The 12,709-nt window shown below is 35.2% G+C and carries 6 protein-coding genes; all 6 read left to right on the top strand.

The window, feature by feature from the left end; translation table 11 throughout:
• Nucleotides 1-129 precede the first annotated feature (129 nt).
• The 6 genes from AC1B0Z_RS15995 to AC1B0Z_RS16020 all read left to right on the top strand — a co-directional run bounded on the left by AC1B0Z_RS15995 (nt 130) and on the right by AC1B0Z_RS16020 (nt 12,702).
• Complete coding sequence (locus tag AC1B0Z_RS15995; protein WP_483793216.1) at nt 130-3,663, top strand: sulfatase-like hydrolase/transferase; 3,534 nt, start codon at nt 130-132, stop codon at nt 3,661-3,663.
• A 103-nt stretch (nt 3,664-3,766) separates the two neighbouring features.
• A complete protein-coding gene (locus AC1B0Z_RS16000) occupies nt 3,767-5,863 on the top strand; it encodes a BNR-4 repeat-containing protein (RefSeq protein WP_483793217.1) in 2,097 nt (698 codons plus the stop codon).
• Nucleotides 5,864-6,033: 170 nt separating this feature from the next.
• Entirely contained in the window at nt 6,034-7,377 is a 1,344-nt protein-coding gene (locus AC1B0Z_RS16005) for a family 43 glycosylhydrolase (protein WP_483793218.1), read from the top strand.
• Nucleotides 7,378-7,397: 20 nt separating this feature from the next.
• Nucleotides 7,398-9,662 (top strand): glycoside hydrolase family 3 N-terminal domain-containing protein, encoded by a 2,265-nt coding sequence (locus tag AC1B0Z_RS16010; protein WP_483793219.1) that lies wholly within the window; start codon nt 7,398-7,400, stop codon nt 9,660-9,662.
• A gap of 6 nt (nt 9,663-9,668) precedes the next feature.
• Entirely contained in the window at nt 9,669-10,796 is a 1,128-nt protein-coding gene (locus AC1B0Z_RS16015) for a glycoside hydrolase family 88/105 protein (RefSeq protein WP_483793221.1), read from the top strand.
• A gap of 157 nt (nt 10,797-10,953) precedes the next feature.
• Nucleotides 10,954-12,702, top strand: coding sequence for a sulfatase family protein (locus AC1B0Z_RS16020; RefSeq protein ID WP_483793222.1), 1,749 nt, complete (start codon nt 10,954-10,956; stop codon nt 12,700-12,702).
• The last annotated feature ends 7 nt before the right edge of the window (nt 12,703-12,709 follow it).

The following is a 12,709-nucleotide window of genomic DNA, read 5'->3' on the forward strand; positions in this document are numbered from 1 at the left end:
TTCGTGGTTTTTTTTAATCCGATTCAGGACACAGCAGGACAGAATTTGTCTTGCTAAGTTTTATTTTTATTTGCTACAATTCTAATTCATTTAATTGAACACAAAAATTAGATTTTAATATAAATTCTTATGCGCAACAACAGTTTTTTAATCCTAATTTTCAGCATTTTATATGTTTTTTCTCCTGTAAATGCACAGCAAAAAAATGCAAACCAAAAACCTAATATCATCTTTATTTTAACCGACGACCAGCGCTTTGATGCCATTGGTTATGCTGGTAATAAGTTTGTTGAAACTCCACAAATGGATGATTTGGCAAAATCTGGAACGTATTTTAATTCTGCTATAGTTACAACACCAATTTGTGCTGCCAGTAGAGCTAGTATTTTAACAGGCTTACACGAACGTGCTCACAATTACAATTTTCAAACGGGTAATGTGCGCGAAGAATATATGGTGAATTCATATCCGAAATTGTTAAAGGACAATGGGTATTACACTGGCTTTTTCGGGAAGTATGGCGTGCGTTATAACGATTTAGACAAGCAATTTGATGAATATGAGTCTTACGATAGGAATAATCGTTACAAGGATAGAAGAGGGTATTATTACAAAACTATAGATAATGATACCGTACATTTAACACGATATACAGGCCAACAAGCTATAGATTTTATTGACAAAAATGCTTCAAATGAAAAACCGTTCTGTTTGTCGCTAAGTTTTAGTGCGCCTCACGCTCACGATGGCGCTCCAAAGCAATATTTTTGGCAGTCTGAAATGGATCAAATGTTAGAAAGTACTACAATTCCAGATCCAAAATTAGGAGATGATAAATACTTTTTAGCACAACCAAAAATTGTTAGAGATGGTTTTAATAGACTACGTTGGACATGGCGTTATGATACGCCTGAAAAATATCAGCATAGTTTAAAAGGATATTATAGAATGATTTCTGGGATAGATTTAGAAATCAAAAAAATACGTGAAAAATTAAAAGAGAAAGGGCAAGATAAAAATACAGTTATCATAGTAATGGGTGATAATGGTTACTTTCTAGGAGAACGTCAATTTGCAGGAAAATGGCTCATGTATGATAACTCTATCCGTGTACCACTAATTGTTTTTGATCCAAGAGAAAACCAACATCAAGACATTGATGATATGGTACTGAATATTGATGTACCACAAACTATCGCTGATTTAGCAGGTGTCAAAGCCCCAGATACATGGCAAGGTAAAAGTTTAATGCCAATTGTTAAAAAAGAAACCAATACCATAGCAAGAGATACCATACTCATAGAACATATTTGGAATTTTAGTGAAATCCCACCAAGCGAGGGTGTGCGTACAAAAAAATGGAAGTATTTCAGGTATGTAAATGATCAATCTATTGAGGAGTTATATAATTTGGAAAAAGACCCATTAGAAACTAAAAATCTAATAGGTAAGAAAAAATATAGAGAAACAGCTAATAAGCTAAGAGCTAAGCTTGATGAACTTATTAAGAAAAACAGTAACGAATACAGAGCAGCACCAACAGATTTAACGGTAGAATTAATTAGAGAACCTTCTACAGATGTTGAAATTTTTGATTTAAAACCTGAGTTTGGTTGGACTGTACCACTAGGTTCTAAGTTTCAAGGGGCTTACCAAATTTTAGTGGCATCAAATAAAAAGAATATTGATCAAAACAATGGAGATGTTTGGGATAGTGGACGTGTAGCTTCTACAAAATCTACAGATGTTGAATATGGAGGAAATCCTTTAGAAATAGGAAAGACATACTATTGGAAAGTCAGAATTTGGGAACAGGAAAATAGATTGGTAGATTATTCTGAAGTACAAAAATTTACAACAGGAAAGCCAGATGACTATATCATTTCAACAGAAAATAAATACCTTATAGATAAAGTAAACCCAGTTATAATCGAAAATAGAGGCGATTTCTATTTTATGGATTTTGGTAAGGCAGCTTTTGCGACCATCGATTTTAATTACGAAGCTAAAGCACCACATACCTTAACGGTTAGAATTGGTGAAATGCTTGATGATAAAGGGAATGTTAACAGAACGCCTCCGGCAAAAAGTAATATTCGTTATCAAGAGATTAAGGTGAATGTAACTCCAGGAAAAACAAAATACCAAATAGAAATTAATCCAGTTCCAGACAAGCGAATGAAAGGCCCGAGTAAAGCTATTCCTTTACAAGAAGGGTGGCCTGTTTTACAGCCGTTTAGATATGCAGAAGTCGAAGGTGCTCAAACAGATTTAAAAGCAGAAGATTTCGAACAATTACGATACACAAGCTATTGGGATGATAATGCAAGTAGCTTTAAAAGTAATGACGATATTCTAAACCAAGTTTGGGATTTCTGTAAATACTCCATTAAAGCAACCACGTTTGCTGGTTTATATGTAGATGGTGACAGAGAACGCATTCCTTATGAAGCCGATGCATACCTTAATCAGTTGAGCCATTACACTACTGATAGAGAGTATGCCATAGCAAGACGTACCATAGAGTATTTCATGAAAAATCCAACATGGCCAACAGAATGGCAACAACATGTGGCGTTATTAATTTATGCAGATTACATGTATACCGGAAATACGGAACTTATAGAGCGTTATTACGAGCCATTAAAACATAAAACGCTTTATGAACTTTCTAATGAAGATGGGTTGATAACATCAACCAAAGTTACCGAAGAGTTTATGTATAAGCTGGGATTCGAAAAAGGCTATAAAAAGCCATTAACTGATATTGTAGACTGGCCGTCAAAGAATTTTGCAGGAAGTAAAACAAAAGGAGAACGCGATGGATTTGTGTTCAAACCTTACAGTACAGTAATTAATGCGTTCTTTTATGAGAATATGAAAATCATGGCTGAGTTTGCGACTTTATTAGGAAAAACGCAAGAAGCTCTAGATTTTGAATATAGAGCCGCAAAAGCTAAAAAAGCAGTAAACGAACAAATGTTCGACAAAGAACGCGGTGTTTATGTAGATGGTATTGGTACAGACCATGCCTCTTTGCATGCCAATATGATGCCTTTAGCATTTGGCTTAGTGCCAGAAGAACATTTTAGTTCTGTTGTAGATTATGTAAAATCTCGAGGAATGGCTTGTAGTGTTTATGGCGCACAATTTTTAATGGATGGTTTATATAATGCTGGTGAGGAAGATTACGCTTTAGAGTTACTAGCCAGTAAAGCCAAAAGAAGCTGGTACAATATGATTCGTATTGGCTCCACAATAAGTTTAGAAGCCTGGGATTATGAATATAAAGTAAACTTAGATTGGAACCATGCTTGGGGTGCAGCACCAGCTAATGTGATACCAAGAGGGCTATGGGGCATTAAACCTAAAACTCCAGGGTTTGGCATTGTTACTATTAAACCACAAATGAGTACATTAAGATCAAGTGAGATTACTGTACCAACTGTAAGGGGGCAAATTAAAGGAAAATACACTTATAATGGTGCTAGATTGCAAACTTATGAAATTGAGATTCCTGGGAATATGGTTGGTGAATTTTCGTTAAATGATTTAGGTGGAAAAGACTTAATCCATAATGGCGAAAAAGTACCTTCGGCGTTTGAGTCTATAAGACTAGCTCCAGGTATGCATACCATTCAACTTAAAATAAATTCATTTTAAAAGAAAATGATTAAATAATAAAAAAGCCAGTAAGATTATTTTTTACTGGCTTTTTTGTAATTTATAAAAAAAAAATAAAGACAAAACTAAAAAAAACTAGAAAATGAAAAAGAGTTACTTTGTGTTGTGTTTGTTATTAGTGTTTTGTTCTTTAGTTGAAGCTCAAAATGAATTAGTTGCTACATTAGATAGTTCAACTAGAGTGTCTGGTGATGGTGAGGGTGGTTTGTATTTTGCAGGAACTAGGAATGTAAATTATAGGTTTTCTCCAAGAATAACACCACATGGCGATTGTGTAGATGTTGTTAACGGTTATGCCTTTGTTACTTGGTACAAAGGGGGTATGGATACCCGCAATTTAATGTTGTCAAGAAAGAATTTAAATATTCCAAACTCCAATTGGGTTACTATTGAGTTTCCACACCAACATGTAGGGCAAGGCGGTGAACTTCTAAATGGTACAGGTATACGTGGCGATTCTCATAATACAGCTGCTATTGGCGTAAGTACAATTGATAATACCATTCATATATTATATGACATGCATGCTTATAGGTCATCCTCGTTGCCCAATCATTTCTTTAATTATTCAGTTTCAAAAGCAAACATGGCTTTTGTACCTGATAATGAGTTTACTTTAGATATTTTCAATCCTAAGCGAAATTATTTAAAATCCGGAGAGGACTATGAGCGTATGACGTATCCGATGATCCACAGAGCTGATAATGGAAGTTTAATTGCTAGATATAGGCAAGGTGGCTCTGGTAATGGCGATATACTTTTAGCGCATTATGATGGTAGCGTATGGAGTGATAATTGGTTGTTTCATGAAGGTACGCTTGCGTTACCTAATAGAAACAATATGTATGGCGGTGAGCGCTTTTTAAACGGTAAATTTTATTCTGGTTTTTCTATACGATACTCCACTAATAGTGATACCAATACCAGTAATGGCTATATGCTAAATAGCGGATTATATTATGCATATACCAATGGAATTCCTGCAAATGCATCCACACCATGGTTTGATGTTGATGATGCTTCTATTGCTTTACCAATCAGAAATAATATTGACCCTAATCTTGACCCAGTTCAGATAGCACAACCAGGTGATGATTATGGTACAGCGTCATTACCAAGGTCATCTTCCGATCCCGCTTGGACTGTTACTGAAAATGGTGCGATTCATTTTGTGCAACGCGTTGATAATAGAAATGTACACTATTATAAGTTGGCTACCGATACTAATTTTTCTAGTAATGTAGACGGACTTATCCCAAACCCACAAGTTCGTGGGGAAATTTATAGCTATAAAAATCATGTGTTTATGGTAGAGCTTATAGGTGGAAAAGTCATCATAAAAACAACATTAGAAGGTGCAAGTGATTGGGAAATAGTTTATACCGGAACAGAGTCTATAAATTTCGCTCATTTTGATGCTTTTGTTACGGGTGATAAATTATATGTTTATCTCATGGAAGATACAGGGAACAATACACCAGGAGTTGGAGATAAACGCCCATTATATTTTCAAGAGTTTACATTATCTGAAACTAATGCCCCAGTTTTAATAGAATTAGAAGCAGAAGATTACACTACAGCTTCCAATGATATTAATGTGGGCTCTAGCACTTCAGCTTCTGGAGGAGAATATATAGACGCTTTTGCTTCAAACCAGTTTATAGAACATAAATTTCAAGTTACCACTGCTGGTAATTATGATTTTATTCTTTTCGCAGCAAATAGAAATAGAGATGATTCTATCATGGATATAGAAATTAATGGAACTTTATATGATGATGTTTTAATTACAAGGACCTTTGACTGGAATATATATTTAGAGACAAGAATTCCAAATATTACCTTAAATCAAGGTCAAAACACAGTAAGACTCACACAACGAAGATCATTATCAAGCGAACCAGATAAAATTGAGTTTGAGTTGAAGTCAGCTTTGAGTACAAACGACTTTAATATCCAAGAAGTATTGGTTTACCCTAATCCTAGTGAAGGTATTTTCAATATTAAGTCAAATATTCAAAATCTTAGGTATAACTTATTAAATATACAAGGACAAATTATACAAAGCGGTAGAGTTTCTCAAAATAAAGTAGATTTTTCAAACCACACACAAGGGATTTATTTTTTAGAATTATCCAATGAAAATAATAGAACTGTAAAAAGGATAGCCATTAAATAATTTTGTTTTACAATAGTTCTATTGTAAAGATGCTCTAAATTACTATTTTCTTAACATATCAATAAAAGTGGAACGGTTTTGCAGGATAGGACAGGACGCCTTTATAAAGGTCAAACCCTATTTTTATTGCGTTAAATTCCATAAGATATTCAGCAATAAAAAAACGGTTCATGAATTTTAAATTTTCATATGTTTTCTTTGTGTTTATCTGTGGCTTTTACCTTAATGCTCAAAATCCAATAGTACCAAATAAAGGTTTAAACGATCCTCATATTCATATATTTAACGATACCGCTTACGTGTATGCATCTCACGATAAATCCATAGATAATAAAAAATTTATTATGGAAGATTGGTGGGTGTGGTCTTCTCCAGATTTAGTCAAGTGGACAAAACGAAGTGTGCTTAACCCAAAAGATACTTATATAGAAAAAGAGTTCTCAAGATGTTGGGCAACAGATGCAGCGTATAAAAATGGTAAGTACTATTGGTATTTTTCTGAAGGTAATGAACAAACTGGTGTGGTTATGGGAGATTTTCCTGTAGGTCCTTGGACAGAACCACTAGGAAAACCATTATTAACTTCAGATTTAACGCCAACAGACGAATACGATATGGCTATTTTCGAAGAAAATGGCGCACATTATATCATTTTTGGGGTTTGGGACTATTATATAGCAAAGCTGAATGACGATATGATAAGTTTAGCCGAATCACCAAAAAAGATAGAGATTTCAAATGTTAGAGGGCCTTATAATACAGATGGAAACAACAAAAAAATGCCAACTGACGATAAACCGTTTCTTCATAAATACAATGGAAAATATTATTTATCTTGGGGTTGTTTTTATGCCATGTCTGATAACTTATATGGACCTTATGAATATAAAGATACTGTTATAAAAGAGGAGAGTTTTGCTGAAGGTTATGATGCTCCTACATGGCCAAATGGTTTTTTACAGGGGCGTCATGGTAGTTTTTTTGAATGGCATAACCAATGGTATTACGTATATTGTGATATCAGTCAAACAGGAAATCGTTATTTTAGAGATAGCTTTATAAGCTATTTACATTATAAAGACAATGGCGAAATGGCAACCATAAGAGTAGATGGTGTTGGCGTTGGAAATTATAACGCTAATAATAGTATTGAAGCCGAAGATTATTTTAAATCCGAAGGTATTACTAAAATTGAAAATACCATTGGAGGTTTTTCGATACAACCTCAATACGATAACAGTTATAGCATATACCCAAATGTAAAAGGTTTGAATGATAAAAAAAGTTTAGAGCTACAAGTGATAGCTCGTGAAGCTGCCCAAGTTGAAGTTAGAGCAGATAGCACCAACGGTAAATTATTATTTACTTGTAATGTACCTAAAAATGATATGTATACGCTTCAAAAGAGAGAATTCGACATTGAAAATATAGAAAACATACAATCCATTTGTTTTGTGTATAAAGGAATAAAAGATAAATCGTTCGCACTAAATAGATTTCAATTTAAAAATTAAACAACTAATAAAACTCTAAAATGAAGAAATTATTTTCGTTATGCTTATTAATCAGTATTGCTGTTACGTCTTGTGGGGAGACTGTTTCAAAAGATTATAAAGACGCATCATTATCCATTGATGAGCGCGTAGAAGCATTATTACCAAAATTATCCCTTGAAGAAAAAGTAGCACAAATGCGCATTTTTCATGCCAATATTGGTACTAAACCCGATGCTAATGGAAACTTAAAGCTTTCAGATCGAGTTATTAAAAAATTAAAACTTGGTATTGCAGGGATTAAAAACCCAGGAGAACATATTGATGCCGTAGCCGCGGCTAAAATGAATAATGAACTTCAAAAGTATATTATCGAAAATAACCGTTGGGGAATTCCAGCATTGTTTGTAACAGAATCTTACAACGGTGTAGATGCAGAGGGTTGTACGCGATTTGGACGCCCAATGACATCAGCGGCTTCGTTTAACCCAGAATTAGTGCAACGCCAATGGGATGTTGTAGGTAGAGAAGCCCGATTACGTGGGATGCACATGTGCCATTCACCAGAAGCTGATGTGGTGCGCGACCCGCGTTTTGGACGTATGAGTGAGGCCTTTGGAGAAGATACTTATTTGGTAACTCAAATGGTAACTAGTGCTGTAAAAGGTGTACAAGGAAATTATGAAGGTTTAGGAAATGGAACTCATATTGGCGCTGTTGCAAAACACTTTGCAGGTTACGGACAAGTATTAGGGGGTTCTAACTTTGCGGCTATCGAAATTTCTGAACGCACATTAATAGACGAAATTTACCCACCGTTTGAAGCTGCTGTAAAAGAAGCAAAAACTTTAGGAATTATGGCGTCGCACGGCGATTTAAATGGAGTGGCGAGTCATGGAAATCCAGAATTGTTAACAGGAGTACTTAGAGATCAATGGGGATTTGAAGGTTATGTGGTTTCAGATTCTAATGATATTGCACGTTTATTTTATTTCATGAATGTTGCGGAATCTCCTGAAGCTGCAGCGCAAATGGGTTTAGAAGCAGGAATAGATATCGATTTATATGCTGAGGATTCTTATGCGTACTTACCAGAAATGGTAAAGAAAAACCCTGAACTTGAAAAACTGATTGACAGATCAGTAAGACGTGTTTTAAGAACAAAATTCATTTTAGGACTTTTTGATAATCCTTACATCAATATTGAAGATGTAGAGAAAGGCAATAGAGCAGCTTCTTCTTTAGAATTGGCAAAAGAATCAGATTTAGAATCTATCATTCTATTAAAAAATGAAGATAAAGCGTTGCCTCTTTCAAAAGATAAATCTTTAAAAGTAGCTTTATTAGGGCCTCTATTAAAAGAAAACACAAAAGAAATGTTTGAATCTGTTGCGGGTTCAAATGTAAAATTCATTGCAGAAAAAGGATTCAATTTAACGAATCAAAAGGGTGGCGCTCCAGAACTTTTAGATAGAGATCCAAAAGCCATTGCAAGTTTGGTAAATAAAGCAAGGTCTGCAGATGTATCAATCCTGTTTTTAGGAGGTGATGAGTATACTGCAAAAGAAGCTTATTTTAGTAATAGTACCTTAGGTGATAGAGCAACTATTGACCCTGTAGGTCCTCAAGACGAACTTGTAGAAAAAATTAAGGCTTTAGGTAAGCCAGTAATCGTGGTTTTAAAACATAGAAGAACCTTATCAATTAATGTAATAGCAGAACAAGCCGATGCTATTTTAGATGTTTGGGATTTAAGTGAATTTGGTGATGAATCTACGGCCAGAATCGTTTTTGGTGAAGTATCGCCATCAGGTAAATCGCCTGTTACTATTCCAAGATCCATTGGGCAAATACCATTTCATTACAGTATGAAAGAAATAAACTATAAGAAAGAATATTTATTCATAGGTCAAGGGCCATTATATCCATTTGGTCATGGATTAAGTTATGGAGATTTTGAATATTCTGATATTTCAATTTCTAGCGGAGAAATCACACCAGATACAGAGCTAGAGGTTAGCGTTAAAGTTACTAATAATGGTAGCATGAAAGCTAAAGAAGTAGTGCAACTCTATATTAAAGACGAAATTGGTTCTGTAACTCGACCAGATAAAGAATTAAAAGGCTTTGAGAAAATTGAGTTAAATGCTGGGGAAAGTAAAACAGTGTCTTTTAAAATAACACCAAAAATGTTAGATTTTACAGGTATCACGATGGAAAAGGTTTTAGAAGCTGGAGATTATACAGTAATGCTAGGAACATCTTCAAAAGACTATTTAGAGACAACATTCAAACTAAAAAAATAAGTCATAATGAATAAAACAATTTTATCACTTTTCGCAGTTGTATTACTATTCAATTGTTCAACGGCTCAAAAAGTAGCAGAGGTTCAAGCTATAGATAAATCTCAAGTAAAAGCATCCATGATTAAAGCTTTAGAGTGGCAAGAAGTACACCCAATTTTTGCACTTGCTCCAACCGATTGGACAGCAGGAGCCTATTATGTAGGAGTTGCAAGGGCACATAAAGCTACGAAAGATATGATGTACATGGCGGCCTTAAAAAATCAAGCCTATTGGAATAACTGGCAAACTTATAAACGTTTACATCATGCTGATGATGTAGCTATTTCATACAGCTACATATATATTGATAGGAATGAGAAAAGAAGAAATTTTGTAGACTTAGAGCCTACTAAAAAGTTCTTAGATGCACATTTGTATGAAGATGACAACTGGAAATCGGGTAAAAATCCAGGTAAAGAAGGAAAAGATATTTTATGGTGGTGGTGTGATGCCTTATTTATGGCACCACCAGTATTAAATTTATATGCAAAACACACAAATCAACCTAAGTATTTAGAAGAGATGCATAAATTTTATATGCAAACTTATAATAAATTATATGACGAGGAAGAGCAGTTGTTTGCAAGAGATATGCGTTTTGTATGGGAAGGTAATGATAACCCTACCAAAGAGCCTAATGGCAAAAAAGTATTTTGGTCTAGAGGAAACGGATGGGTAATTGCTGGTTTAGCTTTAATTTTGGATGACATGCCAACAGATTATAAGCATCGTCCATTTTACGAGAAACTATACAAAGAAATGGCAGATAAAATGTTAAAAATTCAGCCTGAAGATGGCTTATGGCGCACCAGTTTATTATGTCCAGAAACATACGATCACGGAGAAGTAAGTGGTAGTGGGTTCCATACCTTTGCTTTAGCTTGGGGTATTAATAACGGTTTAGTGGACAAAAAGCATACGTCAGCAGTTAAAAAAGCTTGGAATGCTATTGCAAAATGCCAGCATGAAGATGGTCGTGTAGGTTGGGTACAAAATATTGGTGCATTTCCTGAGCCAGCATCTGCTGATTCTTGGCAAAACTTTGGGACAGGCGCCTTTTTAATGGCAGGAAGTGAGATTTTGAAGTTAGATTAATAAAGTATCTCTTAAGTAAAACACCCTTTAAATATTTAAAACCCATTCTTTAACCTAAGGTTGAAAAATGGGTTTTTTGTTTAGAAATTTCAGGGTATTACAGGACACTATTTAACCTTTAAAAAACTAATTTTATTCATTAAAATAAATAAAGTAAATGAAATTATTAAATATACTATTACTGTTTTACTTATGTTTAGTAAGCTGCCAAACAAAAAAAGAAAATAAAAGTGAAATTGAAGAAAATGTTGTAGTATCAAAACTTCCAGAACGTCCTAACATTCTGTGGCTAGTAACAGAAGATATGGGTGCTTATATTCCACCCTTTGGCGATAACACAGTAACAACCCCTAATTTAAGTCGATTAGCCGAAGAAGGTGTGATATACCCAAACCTATATTCTACATCAGGTGTTTGTGCACCAAGTAGAGCAGCAATAGCTACTGGCATGTATCCTTCAAGTATTGGTGCTAACCACATGCGAGTAAATTCATATAACGAAGAAATAGGGGTTCCGAAATATGAGGCAGTACCACCTCCTGATGTGAAAATGATAAGTGAATTATTGCGTAAACAAGGGTATTACTGTTCTAATAATTACAAAACCGATTATCAATTTAAAGCACCAGTGACTGCATGGGATGAAAGTAGCCCCTATGCACATTGGAGGAATAGAGGAGGGAATCAACCTTTTTTCGCTGTGTTTAATTTTACAGAAACGCACGAATCTGGTCTGTTTGAACCTTATGGGTTTAGAGAAATTGAAACGAGACATTACAAAGCTGGAGATAGAGATTACAAATGGAGAAATTTTGGAGGCTCGCATGCTAAAAATAGAATGGACGAAGCAGATACACCGATACATTTACCAAAAGACACAAAATTTAACGTTCCGCCTTATCTAGTGGATAATGAAGTGACACAACGCGATATGTGGAAACTTTATAACAATATAGCCGAAATGGATAAACAAGTTGGTGCCGTATTAAAGCAATTAGAAGCCGATGGCCTGTTGGAAAATACGATTATCTGTTTCTATGGCGATCACGGTGGGCCGCTACCTCGGGAAAAGCGTTTAATTTATGATTCTGGTTTAAATACGCCGATGATCATTCGGTTTCCAAATAAATTAAAAGCGGGAACCAAAGACAATCAATTAATCAGTTTTACGGATTTTGCGCCAACACTACTTTCTTTAACTGGAGAACAGCCAAAACCATATATGCAGGGGCAAGCCTTTTTAGGAAAACATAAAGCTAAAGAACGCAAATACATCCACGCCGCTGCCGATAGGTTTGATGGGTTTACTGATGCCATAAGAGCCGTAAGGGATGGACGCTACAAGTACATCCGTAATTACAGACCCGAACAAGGCTACTATTTGCCTGTGGCTTACAGGGAAAAAATTCCAGCCATGCAGGAGTTATTGAGACTGAAGGCAGAAGGTAAATTAAATGATATTCAGATGCAATGGTTTAGGGAGCAAAAGCCAAAAGAAGAATTATTTGACTGTGCAGTTGACCCCTACGAACTGAACAATCTGGCAGACAAACCAGAATATCAAGAAAAGCTTAAGGAACTCAGTGCTGAAATGGATCGATGGTTGAGTGACATTGGGGACGAACCAAATCTTGACGAGGCTAAATTAGTTGAAAAACTATGGTCTGGTAAAGACACAAAGCCCGCAACAAAGCAACCCATTATTACTGCTAAAGATGGCTTAGTGCAAGTAGCTTGTGCAACTGAAGGCGCTTCTATTGGTTATAAAATTATGGGTCAAGACGGCAACACACCACAATCTTGGGAGGTGTATCAGGAGCCAATTCAGCTGCCCGAGGGATCTAAATTAATGGTTCAAGCACATCGTATAGGTTTTGTGCCAAGCGATGTTGTTGAATTTAACTAATATCATT

The sequence above is a fragment of the Hyunsoonleella sp. J2K-J805 genome, from assembly GCF_057167125.1.

Excerpts from the sequence above, each read along its gene's own strand:
- AC1B0Z_RS15995 (WP_483793216.1), top strand. The coding sequence starts at position 130 with ATGCGCAACAACAGTTTTTTAATCCTAATTTTCAGCATTTTATATGTT.
- AC1B0Z_RS16000 (WP_483793217.1), top strand. The coding sequence starts at position 3,767 with ATGAAAAAGAGTTACTTTGTGTTGTGTTTGTTATTAGTGTTTTGTTCT.
- AC1B0Z_RS16005 (WP_483793218.1), top strand. The coding sequence starts at position 6,034 with ATGAATTTTAAATTTTCATATGTTTTCTTTGTGTTTATCTGTGGCTTT.
- AC1B0Z_RS16010 (WP_483793219.1), top strand. The coding sequence starts at position 7,398 with ATGAAGAAATTATTTTCGTTATGCTTATTAATCAGTATTGCTGTTACG.
- AC1B0Z_RS16015 (WP_483793221.1), top strand. The coding sequence starts at position 9,669 with ATGAATAAAACAATTTTATCACTTTTCGCAGTTGTATTACTATTCAAT.
- AC1B0Z_RS16020 (WP_483793222.1), top strand. The coding sequence starts at position 10,954 with ATGAAATTATTAAATATACTATTACTGTTTTACTTATGTTTAGTAAGC.